We start from the raw sequence: 17,118 nt of genomic DNA on the forward strand, positions 1-17,118 counted from the left end.
GCGGCGATGATCCCGTAAAACGAAAAATCAGGCGAAAAGGGATGGCGGGCCGCGCGCGGCAGGCTTCTGGATTGTCAGGACAGAGCGGAAGCTCCATTCCGCAGGCAGGCGATTGTCGAGCCAGGCGAATTCGGTCTTCAGCCAGCCAGCCGTATCGGGCATCGGCAGAAGAATGGAGGAGGCCAGCAGGCAGGCCTCGCAAAACAGGATGGCATCACCGGAATGGTTTGGGTCGTCCTTGGTATGGGAAGCGTTCACACCATTGCCGTGGCCAAGGCAGATTTCCGCGAAGGTGCCGTCCGGCAGCCGGTAGCTCTCGTCCAGAGAAACGGCGGGGGCCGCGGCAAGGGCTGGCTTGTGGGCAAAACCGAGGGACAACATCAGGGTCGCGCAGAAAATGCGAAGCATTTTCTCCATCCCTGTCAGCCGTCGTGTCCGATTTGCATCCATGATCCCATGCGATATCCCGCTTTCCGGCCGATTTCAAAGGGGAATTTTGCCGCAGGCTTAACAGTTGCAAGGAACAATCGATGCAAGGCGGCATTTTCCTGCCGGAACCATCATTTAAAGGAGGTCCGACATGCCAGCCAAATCAAAGGCCCAGCAGAAAGCGGCGGGGGCCGCACTGGCCGCCAAACGTGGTGAAATGAAGAAATCCAGTTTAAAGGGTGCTTCAAAAAGCATGGAGAAGTCCATGACAGAAAAGGAACTTGAGGATTTCGCCTCGACGAAACGCAAGGGTCTGCCGGAGAAAAAATCCGACTGACGGCTCCTCTCATCCTCATTCCTCTGTTTGTCACAGGAATGAAGGTGGAAAGGCGGTATCGGCAAGGTTATGTGGTGTGGGGTGAACGACGATGGCGCAGATGGAGCAAGAATCTGTTCAGATGCGTCATTTGGTCCTTGCCAATAGCGGGGCTTCGAAGATAATGAGCGTCGCATCATCGTTGGGAGAAACCGCTTCAATGCGGTGCCGAAGGAGCAACCGCCCCGGAAACTCTCAGGCAAAAGGACCAGCGGTGACGACGGAACTCTGGAGAGAAGCCACCTTTTCAAAGGACGGCTCGCCGAAGGGATAACAATCTCAGGCGACAAGGACAGAGGGGGCTCTTGAACCGGCGTGTTTGCGCCATGACCTGAGCCCGCGCGATATCTCGCGCAACCCTGGAGGCGTCCTTGGACGATACCGCCGCGCTGAAAACCACGCCGCTGCATTCCCTGCACATATCGCTTGGCGCCCGCATGGTGCCTTTCGCCGGTTACGACATGCCCGTGCAATATCCGGCCGGCGTGCTGAAGGAACATCTTCAGACCCGTACCTCCGCCGGTCTGTTCGACGTGTCCCACATGGGTCAGGTGATCCTGAAAGCGAAGTCCGGCAACAATGAGGACGCCGCGCTTGCGCTCGAAAAGCTGGTGCCGGTCGATATTCTCGGTCTCAAGGAAGGCCGCCAGCGTTACGGTTTCTTCACCGACGAAAACGGCAACATCCTCGATGATCTGATGATCACCAATCGCGGCGACCATCTTTTCGTCGTCGTCAACGCCGCCTGCAAGGATGCCGATGTCGCCCATATGAAGGCGCATCTCTCCGACGCCTGCGAGATCACCCTTCTCGATGACCGTGCCCTGATCGCGCTGCAGGGGCCGCGCGCCGAAGAGGTGCTGGCCGAACTGTGGACGGGCGTTTCCGAGATGAAATTCATGGATGTGCAGGAAGTGCCGTTGCATGACGTGCCCTGCATCGTTTCCCGTTCCGGTTACTCCGGTGAAGACGGTTTTGAAATTTCCGTGCCGGCGGACAAGGCGGAAGAGATCGCCAAGGCCCTGCTTGAGCACCCCGATTGCGAAGCCATCGGACTGGGCGCGCGCGACAGCCTGCGTCTGGAGGCCGGCCTTTGTCTCTACGGCAACGACATCGACACAACGACCTCCCCCATCGAAGCCTCGCTGGAATGGGCGATCCAGAAGGCGCGCCGCGCCGGTGGTAATCGCGAAGGCGGTTTTCCGGGTGCGGAACGCGTTCTTGGTGAACTGAAGGACGGCACATCACGCCGCCGCGTCGGTCTGAAGCCCGAGGGCAAGGCGCCAGTGCGCGGCCATTCGAAGCTTTTCGCGGATGCTGAAGGCAAGACGGAAATCGGCGAAGTCACCTCCGGCGGTTTCGGCCCTTCGATCGAAGGACCGGTCGCCATGGGTTACGTGCCTGTTTCTTATGCCGCTCCCGGCACGGCGATCTTTGCGGAAGTGCGCGGCAAATATCTGCCCGTCACCGTCGCCGCCCTGCCCTTCATCAAGCCCACCTACAAGCGGTAATCGATAATGGTCGAGCGAGCCGCCACCCCCCTCTGCCCTGCCGGGCATCTCCCCCTCAAGGGGGGAGATCGGCAAGACGCTTTTTCGTCACTTCATTCTCAGCCTTTGAGATGGGCGAGACCTCACCGCAAGTCGATCTCCCCCCTTGAGGGGGAGATGCCCGGCAGGGCAGAGGGGGGTATCCCCGCCGCCGCCCAATCAAAAAATCAAATGACCTTCCAAGAGAGGACGTCCCTATGCTGAAATTTACCGCAGAACACGAATGGCTGAAGTTCGAAGGCGATGTCGCCACGGTCGGCATCACCAGCCACGCCGCCGAACAGCTTGGCGATCTCGTTTTTGTCGAGCTGCCGGAAGTGGGCGCCACCTTCGCCAAGGATGGCGAGGCTGCGACCGTGGAATCCGTCAAGGCGGCGTCCGACGTCTATTGTCCGCTGGATGGCGAAGTGGTCGAGATCAACCAGGCCATCGTCGATGACCCCTCTCTGGTCAACTCTGATCCGCAGGGTGCCGGTTGGTTCTTCAAGCTGAAGCTTTCCAACGTGGCGGATGCCGATACGCTGCTCGATGAAGCAGCTTACAAGGAGCTGATCGCGTAATGACGACGCCCACCGAATTCCATTTCACCGACTATCAGCCCTATGATTTCGCCAACCGGCGTCACATTGGGCCGTCGCCGTCGGAAATGGCAGAGATGCTGAAGGTCGTCGGCTATAAGAGCCTCGACGCCCTCATCGACGCCACCGTTCCCACCTCGATCCGCCAGAAGGTGCCGCTCACCTGGGGTGCGGCACTGACCGAACGCGAGGCGCTGGATCGTCTGCGCGAGACGGCCAACAAGAACCAGGTCCTGACCTCGCTGATCGGCCAGGGCTATTACGGCACCATCACGCCGCCGGTCATCCAGCGCAATATTCTGGAAAACCCCGCCTGGTACACGGCTTACACCCCCTATCAGCCGGAAATTTCCCAGGGCCGCCTTGAGGCGCTGCTGAATTACCAGACCATGGTCTGCGATCTCACCGGTCTCGATGTCGCCAATGCATCGCTGCTCGATGAAGCGACTGCCGCCGCCGAAGCCATGGCCATGTGCCAGCGCGTCGCGAAATCCAAGGCAACCGCCTTCTTCGTCGACGCCAATTGCCATCCGCAGACGATCGCGCTGATCGAGACCCGTGCGGCCCCGCTCGGCTGGAAGGTGATTGTCGGCAATCCCTTCACCGATCTCGATCCGGTCGACGTGTTCGGCGCGATCTTCCAGTATCCCGGCACCCACGGCCATGTCAGCGATTTCTCCGGCCTGATTTCCCGCCTGCACCAGACGGGCGCGATTGCCGCCGTCGCCGCCGATCTTCTGGCGCTGACGCTTCTGAAGTCTCCGGGCGAAATGGGCGCTGACATCGCCATCGGCACCTCGCAGCGTTTCGGCGTTCCCGTCGGTTACGGCGGCCCGCATGCGGCCTATATGTCCGTCAAGGACGCGCATAAGCGCTCCATGCCCGGCCGTCTTGTCGGCGTTTCCGTCGATGCGCGCGGCAACCGCGCCTATCGCCTGTCGCTGCAGACCCGCGAACAGCATATCCGCCGTGAAAAGGCCACGTCGAACATCTGCACCGCGCAGGTGCTGCTTGCCGTCATGGCTTCGATGTATGGCGTCTTCCACGGCCCGCAGGGCATCAAGGCGATTGCCCAGCAGACCCACCAGAAGGCCGTGCTGATGGCCAAGGGACTGGAAAAGCTCGGCTACACCATCGAACCGGAAACCTTCTTCGACACGATCACCGTTGAAGTCGGCCATATGCAGGGCGTCATCCTGCGCTCGGCCGTGGCGGAAGGTGTGAACCTGCGCAAGGTCGGCGCGACCAAGATCGGCATGAGCCTTGATGAGCGTACGCGCCCGGCAACGCTGGAAGCCGTCTGGCGTGCGTTCGGCGGCAATTTCTCGATTTCGGATTTCGAGCCGGACTATCGTCTGCCGAAGGATCTGCTGCGTACCAGCCAGTACATGACGCATCCGATCTTCCATATGAACCGTGCCGAAAGCGAGATGACCCGCTACATCCGCCGTCTTTCGGACCGCGATCTGGCGCTCGACCGCTCGATGATCCCGCTCGGTTCCTGCACCATGAAACTGAACGCCACGGCGGAAATGCTGCCGATTACCTGGCCGGAATTTTCCGACATTCATCCCTTCGTGCCAGCCAATCAGGTGCTCGGTTACAAGGAGATGATTGACGATCTCTCGGAAAAACTGTGCTCGGTTACCGGTTACGACGCCTTCTCCATGCAGCCGAATTCCGGCGCGCAGGGGGAATATGCGGGGCTTCTGACGATCCGCAACTACCACCTCGCCAATGGCGGTACCCATCGCGACGTCTGCCTCATTCCAACCTCGGCGCATGGCACCAACCCTGCCTCGGCGCAGATGGTCGGCATGAAGGTGGTGCCGGTGAAGGTGCGGGATAACGGTGACATCGATATCGATGATTTCCGTGCAAAAGCAGAGCAGTATGCGGAAAACCTCTCGTGCTGCATGATCACCTATCCGTCCACCCATGGCGTGTTTGAGGAGACGGTTCGCGAGATCTGCGAGATCACCCACAAGCATGGTGGCCAGGTCTATCTCGACGGTGCCAATATGAACGCCATGGTCGGCCTTGCCCGTCCCGGCGATATCGGTTCGGATGTTTCGCACCTCAACCTGCACAAGACCTTCTGCATTCCGCATGGCGGCGGCGGTCCGGGCATGGGGCCGATCGGCGTCAAGGCGCATCTGGCGCCTTACCTGCCTGGCCATCCGGCGACGGACGGTCGTGAGGGTGCGGTGTCTGCAGCTCCTTTCGGTTCGCCGTCGATCCTGCCGATCTCCTGGAGCTATTGCCTGATGATGGGCGGTGAAGGGCTGACACAGGCGACCAAGGTGGCGATCCTCAACGCCAACTATATCGCCGAACGGCTGAAGGGCGCTTACGACGTGCTCTACAAGTCCGAGACCGGTCGCGTGGCGCATGAATGCATCATCGACACCCGCCCGCTTGCGGACAGCTGCGGTGTGACGGTGGACGATGTGGCGAAGCGCCTCATCGATTGCGGTTTCCATGCGCCGACCATGAGCTGGCCGGTTGCCGGCACGCTGATGATCGAGCCGACGGAATCCGAGACCAAGGCGGAAATCGACCGTTTCTGCGATGCCATGCTGGCGATCCGCGAGGAAGCCCGCGACATCGAGGAAGGCCGTGCGGACAAGCTCAACAATCCGCTGAAGAACGCGCCGCACACGGTGGAAGACCTGGTCGGCGAGTGGGATCGTCCCTATAGCCGCGAAAAAGGCTGCTTCCCGCCCGGTGCCTTCCGCATCGACAAATACTGGTCGCCGGTCAACCGCATCGACAATGTCTATGGCGACCGCAACCTCATCTGCACCTGCCCGCCGATGGAGGCCTATGCCGAAGCGGCGGAATAAGGCAGCGCTGCAACCGACATACGAAGGCCCGGAGCGATCCGGGCCTTTTTCGTTATGGCAGGGCCTTCGCTATCTGACCATCACGCTTCCGAATGGTTGATCGTGGCATATCCCGTGGTAAACAGATGACGCCGCGACGTGGGGATGGAGTGGGAATGCGTCTGATTTGCCTGAATGGTTGGGGCGGAAAGCTTCATGACGAGCTCCTTCCCTATATTGCCTCGTCTGACCCCGATATCTTATGTCTGCAGGAAGTGGTGCACACACCAGCCGCCACGCAGGACTGGCTGAGCTATCGCGATCACGGCATAGAGCTGCCGCAGCGGGCGAATTTTCTGCGGGATGTCGCTGAGGCCTTGCCGGATCATGTGGCGATATTCTGCCCCGCAGCGCAGGGGGATCTCTGGTTGGGCGACACTCGATATCCTTCCCAATTTGGGCTAGCGACCTTCGTTCGCAAATCCCTCGCCATCATTGCGCAGGCGCAGGGTTTCGTACACGGCGTCTTTTCGGCTGACGGATATGGCGATCATCCACGATCACGCACGGGCCACGCCATCAGGGTTTTCGACTTCACGACCGGTCAGCCCGCCGTCATCGCCCATATGCATGGGCTGCGCGACCTCGAGGGCAAGCATGATATCCCTGCCCGGCTGGAACAGGCAAAACGTCTTGTGCAACTCGTCAAAAACATTGCGGAGGATGGCGACAGGATCGTCGTCTGCGGCGATTTTAATGTTCTGCCTGATAGCGAAACCTTCGCCGTATTGAAGGAACTGGATCTCACCGAACTCGTCACGACACGCGGCTTTACCGGCACCCGGACCTCGCATTATGCCAAACCGAGCCGTTATGCGGATTACATGCTGGTCAACCCGGCTGTAGAGGTCGATCACTTCGATGTGGTGAGACAGCCTGAGGTCTCGGACCATTGCCCCCTGTTGCTTGAGTTCCGCTAAGATTCGAACGTCTCCACCTGTCATTTTCCCGCGGCTGTCTTAGCGTACAAGCCGGATATCGCTCGTCACCACCGTCTTGCCGGTCCGTCCGTCCTTATCGGTGGTGCGCAACCGCAGGCCATTCTCCCCAACCTTTTCAATGGTCATGGCGGCGACACGGTCACCGTTGATATCGCGATTCCAGCGGACGGTCAGGTTGATCGCATTTCCCTGTCTCGTGCCGGAAAGGGCAGACGGGCGGCCGGAAGGGCCGGTATAGGCGCCGCTATAGCGCCCGCCCTTCGTCGAGAGATCGGCGGCGATTGCGCGCTTTACCACAAGCAGTCCCCGGCAAGTACCGGACATGTTGAGCGAAGACGCTCCGGTATTGGAGTTGAGCGTACAGTTCACGCTGATCGGCGGCGTGCCAATGCGGGTAATCACGGTTCCCTTGCCCGCCCAGGTGCCTTTCAGCGACGAGAGGAATTCGCGTTCATCCGCATGTGCGGGCTGTGCGCCGAGCAGTCCGGCAGAAAATAAAATCGCAAAAGCCTTGGTCTTCATGGCGAGTATCCGTTTTTTCCACGAAGGCTAACTCGCTTGCGTCGGTAAACGTTCCTTCGGACTATTCTGCAACCATCAAAAATAGCGGTGGACCAATATTTCTGTTGGGCCAGTGCAACCAAATGCGGGCACGGTTGTTTCTCGCCAGCCTCAATCAATTCCCCATCTTCTCGCGCATATTTTCGGAGCATATTTCATGACGACGATCGGCGTTTCGGCAGCGCGCGGCAGCCTTCCTTCCGGTGGCCTGCCCCGCAGCGGTGGCATTTCAGACCGCACGCTTTTTGCCCTTGCAGCGCTGAACTTTTTCCTCGCCGATGCCCGCGACGGCCTTGGGCCGTTTCTGGATGCCTTTTTAGCGACAAAGGGCTGGTCTTCCCTTTCGCTGGGCATGATCGCCACGGTGGGCGGCCTCGTCGGTCTGCTTGCCACCCCCCTCTGTGGCGCGCTGGTGGATGGCACGACGTGGAAAAGAACGCTAATCGCCATTCCCGTCATCCTCGTGACCATCGGCGCGCTGATCACGCTTATCTTTCCGGATGCATGGATCGTCTGGACCGGTCAGATCATGACGGCCGTCGTCGGCGCCGTGGTCGGGCCGGCACTTGCCGGCCTCACACTCGGGCTTGTCGGCGAACGTCTGTTCTCCCATCAGATCTCACGCAACGAGTTCTGGAACCACGGCGGCAATTTCGCCTCGCTTTTCGCAACCTATGTGGTGGTTACCTTCTTCGGCATGAACGGCATCATCGGCCTCATGCCGCTGACCGCTGCAGGCGCATTGGTCGCGACGGCGGCGATCGACCCCGATCGGATCGACCACAAGGTCGCCCGCGGCCTTGCCGAAGACAAGGGAGAACCCGGCCCATCCGGCATCAAGGTGCTGCTGCAGGAGCGCGGGCTGATCTTTCTCGCCATCATTCTGCTTGTCTTCCACTTCGGCAACGCGCCGATGAGCCGGTTGATCGCGCAGGATTTCGCCATCGAACTGCAGACGCCCTTCCGCACCACCGCCATCATCACCGGTGTCGCACAGTTCGCGATGATCTTCGTCGCCGCAATGGCCCCATGGCTGATACGCCGTTTCGGCCTCTCGACCGTTTTCATCATCGCGCTGGTCGCCCTGCCGATACGCGGTCTTCTCGCCTCAGCCTTTACGGATTTCTGGGTGATCTTCCCTGTGCAATTTCTCGATGGCGTTGGCGCCGGCCTGCTCGGCATCGTCACCCCGGTTGCGGTGGAGAGGATTTTGAAGGGCACCGGTCGTTTTAATGTCGGCCTTGCCAGCGTCATGATGGTTCAGGGTATCGGCGCATCATTCAGCAATGTCGTCGCAGGCTGGCTGGTGACGAAGGGCGGTTATTCGCTGTCGCATCTCGTCGGCGGCGGCATTGCCGCTATCGCCATCGGGCTTTTTCTTCTCTATCGCAACGAGATAGCGCCGAACCGGAATGATGACACCGCCTCTCACCACCGGCACTGAAAGCGCAAACAAAAAGGAGGCCTGACGGCCTCCTGAACTCTCGTTGTTGGTTATGTGATCAACCGACGAAAGCGCGCTCGATGACGAACTCGGCGGGCTTGTTGTTGGCGCCTTCATTAAGGCCGGCCTTTTCAAGCAGTTCCTTGGTGTCCTTCAGCATGGCCGAAGAACCGCAGATCATGCCGCGATCGATGGCGGGGTCGAGTGCGGGAACGCCGAGATCCGCAAACAGCTTACCGTTTTCGATCAGCGTGGTGATGCGGCCCTGGAAGGGATAATCTTCGCGGGTGACCGTCGCATAATGCTTGAGCTTGTCACCAACGATCTCGTTGAGGAATTCGTGGTTCCTGATTTCCTCGACCAGATCGAAGCCGTATTTCAGCTCGGCCACGTCGCGGCAGGTGTGGGTGAGGATCACCTCTTCGAACTTCTCGTAGGTCTCCGGATCGCGGATCAGGCTCGCGAAAGGCGCGATGCCGGTACCGGTGGAGAACATGTAAAGCCGTCTGCCGGGGGTCAACGCGTCCAGAACCAGCGTGCCTGTCGGCTTCTTGCGCATCAGCACGGTATCGCCGGGCTTGATCGCCTGAAGATGCGATGTCAGCGGACCGTCCGGAACCTTGATCGAGAAGAATTCCAGTTCCTCGTCCCAGGCGGGGCTGGCGATGGAATAGGCGCGGTAGATCGGCTTGTCGCCAACCATCAGGCCGATCATGGCAAACTCGCCGGAACGGAAACGGAAACCGGCCGGACGCGTCATGCGGAAACGGAACAGGTGATCCGTATAGTGCTCCACCGACAAAACCGTCTCGGCGTAAACACCGTCAGGTATCTTGATCGCGAAATCTTCCGTCTTGGCTGGCGCGTTCATTTCAGGTTCCGTCCATTCTTATTCGATAGGCGACATTCTCCAACCGGGCAATTATACCATTCTTGCCGAGGTTTGAAGACATGAGAATATCAATACTGCCATGTGCGTAGGAAATATGTATCAAAAACTCATATTTCCACGCAACGTGTCATAGAGACGCACGGCGACGCCAGCTATAGGCCTCACCGCCGCTCGCAGGCTTGGCTGTCGGCTGATAATAAACTGGGATTTCCGGCAGGCGATTTTCGGACAGGCGGCGGATCGCCGTACCGTTCGTTACCGCAAAGCTGGTAAAACCGGTGCGCAGCATCAGCGGCACCTGATCGATCAGAACATCGCCGACCGCCCTCACCTCGCCTGCAAAACCGAGGCGGCTGCGCAGCAAGGAGGCGTGGCTGAAACCACGGCCGTCATTGAAGGCCGGGAAGCTTACGGCGACAAGATCGATACGATCAAGGTAGGGGCCGAGCTGGATGACATCATCGGCCGGTGCAATCAGGACACCGAGACCGATATCGTTGCTTTCGGCAGCGCGAACCAGAAAATCGGTGAGCGGCAGCAGGGGCTTCTGCTCGGCTGTCGCCTTCAATTCTTCCGTTTCGATCACCCAGGGATCGTTTTCCACGAAGCCGTCGCGGTTCCAGATTTTCGTCATGGCATTCTCCTCAGGCGGCTTCTGCAGCGGAACCGTAGAGCGCATCCTTGAAGGGCTGCGGTCCAACGCGGCGATAGGCTTCGAGGAAGTTTTCTTCCTTCGAAAGGCGAAGCCCGAGATAGGTATCGACGATGGTTTCAATGGCGTCGGTCACCTTTTCCGGCTCGAAACCACGGCCGATGATTTCACCGATCGAGGTGTTCTCGTCGCCCGATCCGCCGAGTGTGATCTGGTAGAGTTCCGCGCCCTTCTTCTCCACGCCCAGCAGGCCGATATGGCCGACATGGTGGTGGCCGCAGGCATTGATGCAGCCGGAAATCTTGATCTTCAGTTCGCCGATTTCCGCCTGACGTTCGGGCGCGCCGAAGCGGGTGGAAATTTCCTGCGCCACCGGAATGGAGCGCGCATTGGCGAGCGCGCAATAGTCCAGCCCGGGACAGGCAATGATATCGGTGATCAGCCCGGCATTGGCGGTCGCAAGGCCCGCACCCACCAGTGCACGATAGACCGGCTCGAGATCGGCCAGCGCCACATGCGGCAGGATGATGTTCTGCTCATGGCTGATGCGGATTTCGTCGAAGGCATATTCCGCGGCAATATCGGCGACGAGTTCCATCTGCTCGTCGGTCGCATCGCCCGGAATGCCGCCGATCGGCTTCAGCGAAATCGTCACCATGCCGTAATCGGGATGCTTGTGCGGGGCGACATTCTGCTCGACAAAACGGGCAAAACCTTCATCCGCCCGCTTCCAGCGCGCCAGGCTTTCCCAGCCTTCCGGCCGGTCCTTCAGCGCCGGCGGCGCGAAGTAATGGGTGATTGCCGCGATATCGGCATCCGGAAGCTTCAACTCAGTGTTCTTGAGTTCCGCGAATTCGACCTCGACCTGACGAGCCAGTTCTTCCGCACCGGTCTCATGCACGAGGATCTTGATGCGCGCCTTGTATTTGTTGTCGCGGCGGCCGTGCAGGTTATAAACACGCATGATCGCCGTGGTATAGGACAAGAGATCCTCTTCCGGCAGGAAGTCGCGGATTTTCTTGGCGATCATCGGCGTGCGGCCCTGCCCGCCGCCGACATAGACGGCGAACCCGATCTCGCCTTGGTCGTTCTTTTTCAGATGCAGACCGATATCGTGAACCTGAATGGCGGCGCGGTCGCGCTCGGCACCCGTGACGGCGATCTTGAACTTGCGTGGCAGGAAAGAGAATTCCGGGTGCACCGAAGACCATTGACGCAGGATTTCCGCATAGGGACGCGGATCGGCGACCTCATCGGCGGCCGCACCGGCGAAATGATCGGCGGTGACGTTGCGAATGCAGTTGCCGGAGGTCTGCAGCGCATGCATTTCCACGCTCGCCAGTTCGGACAAGATATCCGGCGTATCGGAAAGGCGCGGCCAGTTGTACTGGATGTTCTGGCGGGTGGTAAAGTGGCCGTAACCCCGGTCATATTTGCGGGCGATGTGGGCCAGCATCCGCATCTGCTTGGAATTCAGCGTACCATAGGGAATGGCGACGCGCAGCATATAGGCATGCAGCTGGAGATAGACACCGTTCATCAGGCGCAGCGGCTTGAACGCATCCTCGGCCAGCTCGCCGGACAAACGGCGCTCGACCTGATCGCGAAACTGTGCCACGCGGCCTTCAACAAATGCGTGATCGAACTCGTCGTAACGGTACATATTCTTCCTCAGACTGCGATGAATGCTGCATCGGCCGGCTTGTAACCGGCGGCATAGTGCATGGTGGGGCCGGCGGCGCGAATGCGTTCGCGAAGACGCGTCGGCCAGAGCTTGCCATCCTGCTCGACCACATCGACGATGGCAACGTCCACGACCTTGTTGGCGGAGAAATCCCGCTTGCCAATTTCCTCCAGCGAGGCGATGGCCTCCGCATGGCGCGCCACAATCGCGTCCTGCAATGCCTCGGTCCATTCGCCATTGGCGTCGAGCCAGACGGCGATGCCGTCGCTCAGGCGATTGGCGGTCAAAACCTTGTCAACCATTCACATACTCCCGTTTGAGGCCCGTCGGCTTGACTGCAAGCGCAAGCGCCTCGGATCTGTCGAAATTGGCGCCCGCAACGGCATCGCCAATAATGACCATGACCGGACCGGTCAGCTCATCGCGATGTTCGAGGTCGGGCAGATCGTTCAATGTGCCATGCAGCAGGCGACGATCCGCGCGGCTGGCATTTTCAATGACGGCGACGGTGGTTTCAACGCCAAGTCCCGCATCGATCAACCGCTTGGCCACCGAAGCGGCAACGCTGCGGCCCATATAGACGGCAATCGTCGCACCGGAGACGGCAAGACGCGCCCAATCGGGTAGAACATCGCCAGTCAGATCGTGGCCGGTGGTGAAAATCAGCGACGAGGCGACGCCACGCAGCGTCAGCGGCAATTCGAAATCCGCAGCGGCAGCAAAGGCCGAGGTGATGCCGGGCACGATTTCGTAAGCGATACCAGCCTCGCGCAGCGCCGCCATTTCCTCGCCCGCCCGGCCATAGACCAGCGGATCACCGGATTTGAGGCGCACGACGCGCTTTCCGTCTTTTCCCAGACGAACCAGCAGGCGGTTGATCTCTTCCTGCGACTTGCTGTGGCAACCCTTGCGCTTGCCAACGGAGAGCCTTTCGGCATCGCGGCGGCCCATATCGACAATCGCCTGCGGCACCAATGCGTCGTAAACGATAACATCGGCCTCCATCAGCACACGCTGGGCGCGCAGCGTCAGCAAATCTTCAGCGCCGGGCCCCGCGCCAACAAGCCAGACACGGCCTTCACTGCGTTCCGGCGATTGCAGCAACCGGTCGACGGCCTGGCGGGCGGAGAGCGTGTCCCCAACGGCGACCGCATCCGCCACGGCGCCTGAAAAGAACCGCCGCCAGAAATTGCGCCGCAAGGCGCCCTTTGGCACGTTCTCCTCGGCCGCGTCGCGATATTGCACGGCAAGCCGCGCGAGCTTGCCAAGTGACGGCGACAACATCTGGTCGATGCGGGCACGGATCATCTGAGCGAGAACCGGCCCTGCCCCTTCCGTGCCGATAGCCACGGCGACGGGCGCGCGGGTCACGAGAGCCGGGGTGAAGAAATCGCAAAATGCCGGCTGATCCACCGCATTGGCGGGAATTTTCCTGGCGCGCGCGGCGGTGACGATCTCGCGGTCCAGAGCCTCATCGCCGGTCGCGGCAAAGACCAGCGTGGCCCCGTCGATCAACGGGATGGCGAAAGCCAAAGCCCGGTGATCGATACCGTTTTCGCTGATATAACGCGAAAAATCCGCTTCCGGCCTGTCGGCATAGGCAATGATATGCGCGTTGGTGTTGGCGAGAAGCCTTACCTTCGCGAAAGCCTCGTCACCATTGCCGAAGACAGCCACCTGCCGTCCCTCGACCCGGAAGAAAGCGGGGAAGGTTGAAAGGCGGTCGCCAGCCGTGGAAAAATCATGTTCGTTGCGCATTGGACATATATCCCGCATTGCGGTGCAAGATTGAAGAAACAGAAATTCAAGCCTTTCCGGCACCTGGATTTTTATTTCTCGAAGACCCCGGTTTTGGAGGAAAACAAACCGGCAATGATTTTTAGAGCCTTGGCAGGGCTTTAGAATCCCCTCGCAATCCCTTGACAAAGCGGGTGCCCGCGCCGAACAAGGAACGACAATCACCTGTCGATTTCTCCATGTGAAGACCGCTTTTGACTGAAGCGGCACGAAGGATCAGACCCTTGACCAGCCAGACGCTTGCAGCCCGCCTCCTCGATGTCATCGAACACGATATCCTGCCCTTGACGGCCCGCGGCGTCGGCCTTGGCAACAAGGTCTTCGGTGCGGCGATCCTGCGTAAATCCGACCTGTCGCTGGTGGTTGCCGAGACCAATAACGAGCTGGAAAATCCACTCTGGCACGGCGAAGTTCATACGTTGAAGCGGTTTTACGAATTGGGTGAAAAGCCGAACACCAGGGAACTGATTTTCCTCTCCACCCACGAACCCTGCACCATGTGCATGTCCGCCATCACCTGGGCCGGATTCGATAATTTCTATTCCTTCTTCAGCCACGAGGATTCGCGTGACGCTTTTGCGATCCCTCACGATCTGAAAATCCTCAAGGAAGTCTTTGGGCTGGAACCGGGCGGTTATCGTCGCAACAATGCCTTCTGGAATTCTTTCTTCATTGCCGATCTGGTGGAGGGCGAGGACGATCCGCTGAAAAGCGCGCTGAAGGCCCAGACAGCCCGCATCAAGGCTGCTTATGACGATCTCTCCACCACCTACCAATCATCCAAGAGCGACAACGATATTCCGCTGAACTAGAGCATTTCCGGGAAAGCTGCGTAGCAGTTTTCCGTTCGGACACTGCGTAAAACTGAAAATGAAGGTTTAGACACGATGGAAGCCTCGAAGGATATTTCCCGCCTGATCGAGATCATGGAAGCGCTGCGCCAGCCGGAGACCGGCTGCCCGTGGGATGTCGTGCAGACCTTCGAGACGATCAAGCCCTATACGATCGAAGAGGCCTATGAGGTTGCCGACGCCATCGAGCGCAAGGATATGGACGATCTTTGCGAGGAACTGGGCGACCTTCTGCTGCAGGTGGTTTTCCATGCCCGCATTGCCGAGGAACGGGGTGAATTCGCTTTCGGTGACGTGGTGCATGCCGTCACCTCGAAGATGATCCGCCGCCATCCGCATGTCTTCGCCGTCTCCGATGCCGACACGCCTGATGGCGTCAAACTGCAATGGGACCGTATCAAGGCCGAGGAAAAACGCGAGCGTGCCGAACGCCGCGCGCGACGCGGCATCACCGAGGATTTCAAGGCAGGCTTTCTGGGCGGGGTACAGCGCAGCCAGCCGGCGTTGACAGAGGCCCTGAAGCTGCAGGAACAGGCGGCGCGCGCCGGTTTCGACTGGTCTAACCCCGCTCCCATTCTCGACAAGATCGAGGAGGAAATCGCCGAATTGCGTGAGGCGCTGGCGGAAGGAAAACCGGAAAAGGTCTCGGACGAACTCGGCGATCTGATTTTCGCCCTCGTCAATATCGGCCGGCATGTCAAAGCCGATCCGGAAGATGCGCTGCGTGGTACGAACACGAAATTCCGCAGGCGTTTCAATCACATCGAAACGTCGCTCAGCCAAAATGGCGAGACGCTGGAAGAAGCGAGCCTTGAGAGAATGGAAGATCTCTGGCAGGCGGCGAAACGCATCGAACGTTCGCTTGATACGGTTTCGTCCTAGTCCACAGTCACTCCGGATTTATTCCGAAGTCCAGTGCGATCAAGTTCTTGATCGCGATAACTCCCTTCACGGCGCAGACGCGTCGTGGCTGGATGCCGGATCAAGTCCGACGAAAGAGAGATTTTCGGAGTTTGTCACCCTTTTCGGAGCGCTTAGCGCTCCCAGTCCTCGCGTTCGCGGACAGTCGCTTTACCAAGCTTCCGTTCCAGTTCGGCGGCCTGTGCTTCCGACAGGCGCACATCGAGCGCAACCGATCCATCCTCATGGTCTTCACGACCGTCGACAATGGAATTGCTATAGACCCACGAGATCAACGGCAATTGCTCGACGGAAAGCAACACGGTCGTCTCCGTCAGCACACCGGACAGGCGCCTGGAAATCTCGTCCATCAGGGCATCGACGCCCTCGCCCGTCATGGCTGAAACGGCGCGGATATCCGAACGGCCCTCGGCGCGCTGCATGATGGCGTCATGCGCTTCCGGCTCCAGACGGTCGACCTTGTTCCAAACCTCGATGATGCGCTTTTCCGCTTCCTTCTCGTCAATGCCGAGGTCGCCGAGAATACGCAGCACATCCGCGGACTGGGCGGCGTTGTCCGGATCGGACATATCGCGCACATGCAGAACGAGATCGGCTTCCAGCACCTCTTCCAGAGTCGCGCGGAAAGCGGCGACGAGATGCGTCGGCAGGTCGGAAATGAAACCAACCGTATCGGACAGGATGACGGTGCGGCCATGTGGCAGCTTCATGCGGCGCAGGGTCGGGTCGAGCGTGGCGAACAGCATGTCCTCCGCCAGAACGCCCGCGCCGGTGATGCGGTTGAACAGCGTGGATTTGCCGGCGTTGGTGTAACCGACCAGCGCCACGATCGGATGCGGTACCTTGCGGCGCTTGGCGCGGTGAAGCTGGCGGGTACGCACCACCTGCTCCAGTTCCTTTTCGAGCTTTACGATGCGATCCTGCAGCAACCGTCTGTCGGCCTCGATCTGGGTTTCACCCGGACCGCCCATGAAGCCTGCACCACCGCGCTGGCGTTCAAGGTGGGTCCAGCTTCTGACAAGGCGGCCCTTCTGGTAGTTCAGATGCGCAAGATCGACCTGCAGGGTGCCTTCCTTGGTGGAGGCGCGGCGGCCGAAAATTTCAAGGATCAAGCCCGTGCGATCGATGACCTTGGCGTTCCACTGCTTTTCGAGATTGCGCTGCTGCACCGGGGTCAGCGGATGATCGACAATCACCAGACCGGAATTGGTCTCATCGAGAAGATGGCCGATTTCCTCGATCTTGCCGGTTCCGAACAGCGTGGCCGGGCGTGGCTGGTTGACGGCGACGATGAGCCCCTGGGTTACCTCAAGATCGATGGCAAGCGCCAGCCCTTTTGCTTCCTCGAGCTTGGCTTCGACGGAGCGGCCGGGCGAAGCCGGGGCTGCCGAGGCATCCCGATTTTCGCGCTGCTGCTTGAGGACGGGCACAAGAACGACCGCGCGCATGTCGTCGCGGTGTTTTTCCTGCTCCGGAATGATCGATTCGTTCGAGGTGTCGCGCGTCGAAATGGGGCTCAGCCTTATCCAGAAAGAAGATTGCGGCCGACCGCATCCG

The 17,118-nt window shown here is 59.7% G+C and carries 16 protein-coding genes and 1 riboswitch; of the genes, 8 read left to right on the forward strand and 8 right to left on the reverse strand.

Features of this window, described 5'->3' with window-relative positions; all coding sequences use genetic code 11:
- Positions 1-27: 27 nt before the first annotated feature.
- Positions 28-408: a hypothetical protein gene (locus AC5YUO_RS00625; RefSeq protein WP_496153913.1), complete on the reverse strand. Its 381-nt coding sequence runs from the start codon at positions 406-408 to the stop codon at positions 28-30.
- A 172-nt stretch (positions 409-580) separates the two neighbouring features.
- Between AC5YUO_RS00625 and AC5YUO_RS00630 the strand changes: the two genes are divergently transcribed.
- From AC5YUO_RS00630 to AC5YUO_RS00650, 5 genes are all read left to right on the forward strand, one after another.
- A complete protein-coding gene (locus AC5YUO_RS00630; RefSeq protein WP_003523602.1) occupies positions 581-766 on the forward strand; it encodes a DUF3008 family protein in 186 nt (61 codons plus the stop codon).
- A 172-nt stretch (positions 767-938) separates the two neighbouring features.
- Positions 939-1,026: riboswitch (glycine riboswitch) on the forward strand.
- A 150-nt stretch (positions 1,027-1,176) separates the two neighbouring features.
- Positions 1,177-2,316: a glycine cleavage system aminomethyltransferase GcvT gene (gcvT, locus tag AC5YUO_RS00635; protein WP_496153914.1), complete on the forward strand. Its 1,140-nt coding sequence runs from the start codon at positions 1,177-1,179 to the stop codon at positions 2,314-2,316.
- Between the two features lie 236 nt (positions 2,317-2,552).
- A complete protein-coding gene (gene gcvH, locus AC5YUO_RS00640; RefSeq protein WP_142855703.1) occupies positions 2,553-2,915 on the forward strand; it encodes a glycine cleavage system protein GcvH in 363 nt (120 codons plus the stop codon).
- Positions 2,915-5,779 (forward strand): aminomethyl-transferring glycine dehydrogenase, encoded by a 2,865-nt coding sequence (gene gcvP / locus AC5YUO_RS00645; protein WP_496153915.1) that lies wholly within the window; start codon positions 2,915-2,917, stop codon positions 5,777-5,779. The genes gcvH and gcvP overlap by 1 nt, the downstream gene beginning before the upstream one ends.
- Positions 5,780-5,934: 155 nt before the next feature.
- A complete protein-coding gene (locus AC5YUO_RS00650) occupies positions 5,935-6,738 on the forward strand; it encodes an endonuclease/exonuclease/phosphatase family protein (RefSeq protein WP_496153916.1) in 804 nt (267 codons plus the stop codon).
- A gap of 39 nt (positions 6,739-6,777) precedes the next feature.
- On the opposite strand, the gene AC5YUO_RS00655 is transcribed toward AC5YUO_RS00650, so the two are convergent.
- The gene (locus tag AC5YUO_RS00655) at positions 6,778-7,281 is read right to left on the reverse strand and encodes a hypothetical protein (protein WP_400812425.1); all 504 of its coding nucleotides are present in this window, start codon (positions 7,279-7,281) and stop codon (positions 6,778-6,780) included.
- 196 nt (positions 7,282-7,477) lie between these two features.
- Between AC5YUO_RS00655 and AC5YUO_RS00660 the strand changes: the two genes are divergently transcribed.
- On the forward strand, positions 7,478-8,764 hold the full coding sequence (locus AC5YUO_RS00660; protein WP_496153917.1) for an MFS transporter: 1,287 nt from the start codon (positions 7,478-7,480) through the stop codon (positions 8,762-8,764).
- 58 nt (positions 8,765-8,822) lie between these two features.
- On the opposite strand, the gene AC5YUO_RS00665 is transcribed toward AC5YUO_RS00660, so the two are convergent.
- The 5 genes from AC5YUO_RS00665 to cysG all read right to left on the reverse strand — a co-directional run bounded on the left by AC5YUO_RS00665 (position 8,823) and on the right by cysG (position 13,750).
- Positions 8,823-9,635, reverse strand: coding sequence for a ferredoxin--NADP reductase (locus AC5YUO_RS00665; RefSeq protein WP_400812421.1), 813 nt, complete (start codon positions 9,633-9,635; stop codon positions 8,823-8,825).
- A 148-nt stretch (positions 9,636-9,783) separates the two neighbouring features.
- Positions 9,784-10,290 carry a DUF934 domain-containing protein gene (locus AC5YUO_RS00670; protein ID WP_496153918.1) on the reverse strand — a complete coding sequence of 169 codons (507 nt, stop codon included), beginning with the start codon at positions 10,288-10,290 and terminating at the stop codon, positions 9,784-9,786.
- Positions 10,291-10,300: 10 nt separating this feature from the next.
- Complete coding sequence (locus tag AC5YUO_RS00675) at positions 10,301-11,971, reverse strand: nitrite/sulfite reductase (protein ID WP_496153919.1); 1,671 nt, start codon at positions 11,969-11,971, stop codon at positions 10,301-10,303.
- Positions 11,972-11,979: 8 nt separating this feature from the next.
- Positions 11,980-12,294 (reverse strand): DUF2849 domain-containing protein, encoded by a 315-nt coding sequence (locus AC5YUO_RS00680; protein WP_400812416.1) that lies wholly within the window; start codon positions 12,292-12,294, stop codon positions 11,980-11,982.
- Entirely contained in the window at positions 12,287-13,750 is a 1,464-nt protein-coding gene (gene cysG / locus AC5YUO_RS00685) for a siroheme synthase CysG (protein WP_496153920.1), read from the reverse strand. Before cysG ends, AC5YUO_RS00680 begins: the two co-directional genes overlap by 8 nt.
- Before the next feature lie 263 nt (positions 13,751-14,013).
- Here cysG and AC5YUO_RS00690 point away from each other — a divergent pair, with 263 nt between their 5' ends.
- Positions 14,014-14,601 carry a tRNA-specific adenosine deaminase gene (locus AC5YUO_RS00690; protein ID WP_496153921.1) on the forward strand — a complete coding sequence of 196 codons (588 nt, stop codon included), beginning with the start codon at positions 14,014-14,016 and terminating at the stop codon, positions 14,599-14,601.
- A 75-nt stretch (positions 14,602-14,676) separates the two neighbouring features.
- Positions 14,677-15,522, forward strand: a complete 846-nt coding sequence (mazG, locus tag AC5YUO_RS00695) for a nucleoside triphosphate pyrophosphohydrolase (RefSeq protein WP_496153922.1) — start codon at positions 14,677-14,679, stop codon at positions 15,520-15,522.
- Between the two features lie 152 nt (positions 15,523-15,674).
- Here mazG and hflX read toward each other — a convergent pair whose 3' ends face one another.
- Positions 15,675-17,081, reverse strand: a complete 1,407-nt coding sequence (hflX, locus tag AC5YUO_RS00700) for a GTPase HflX (RefSeq protein WP_496154877.1) — start codon at positions 17,079-17,081, stop codon at positions 15,675-15,677.
- Positions 17,082-17,118 lie beyond the last annotated feature (37 nt).

The sequence above is a fragment of the Agrobacterium sp. LEGMi-208b genome (genome assembly GCF_059511785.1).

What these genes read in the sequence shown, in the direction of transcription:
- AC5YUO_RS00625 (WP_496153913.1), bottom strand. Translation starts at nt 408, where the DNA reads ATGCTTCGCATTTTCTGCGCGACCCTGATGTTGTCCCTCGGTTTTGCC.
- AC5YUO_RS00630 (WP_003523602.1), top strand. Translation starts at nt 581, where the DNA reads ATGCCAGCCAAATCAAAGGCCCAGCAGAAAGCGGCGGGGGCCGCACTG.
- gcvH (WP_142855703.1), top strand. Translation starts at nt 2,553, where the DNA reads ATGCTGAAATTTACCGCAGAACACGAATGGCTGAAGTTCGAAGGCGAT.
- gcvP (WP_496153915.1), top strand. Translation starts at nt 2,915, where the DNA reads ATGACGACGCCCACCGAATTCCATTTCACCGACTATCAGCCCTATGAT.
- AC5YUO_RS00650 (WP_496153916.1), top strand. Translation starts at nt 5,935, where the DNA reads ATGCGTCTGATTTGCCTGAATGGTTGGGGCGGAAAGCTTCATGACGAG.
- AC5YUO_RS00655 (WP_400812425.1), bottom strand. Translation starts at nt 7,281, where the DNA reads ATGAAGACCAAGGCTTTTGCGATTTTATTTTCTGCCGGACTGCTCGGC.
- AC5YUO_RS00660 (WP_496153917.1), top strand. Translation starts at nt 7,478, where the DNA reads ATGACGACGATCGGCGTTTCGGCAGCGCGCGGCAGCCTTCCTTCCGGT.
- AC5YUO_RS00665 (WP_400812421.1), bottom strand. Translation starts at nt 9,635, where the DNA reads ATGAACGCGCCAGCCAAGACGGAAGATTTCGCGATCAAGATACCTGAC.
- AC5YUO_RS00670 (WP_496153918.1), bottom strand. Translation starts at nt 10,290, where the DNA reads ATGACGAAAATCTGGAACCGCGACGGCTTCGTGGAAAACGATCCCTGG.
- AC5YUO_RS00675 (WP_496153919.1), bottom strand. Translation starts at nt 11,971, where the DNA reads ATGTACCGTTACGACGAGTTCGATCACGCATTTGTTGAAGGCCGCGTG.
- AC5YUO_RS00680 (WP_400812416.1), bottom strand. Translation starts at nt 12,294, where the DNA reads ATGGTTGACAAGGTTTTGACCGCCAATCGCCTGAGCGACGGCATCGCC.
- cysG (WP_496153920.1), bottom strand. Translation starts at nt 13,750, where the DNA reads ATGCGCAACGAACATGATTTTTCCACGGCTGGCGACCGCCTTTCAACC.
- mazG (WP_496153922.1), top strand. Translation starts at nt 14,677, where the DNA reads ATGGAAGCCTCGAAGGATATTTCCCGCCTGATCGAGATCATGGAAGCG.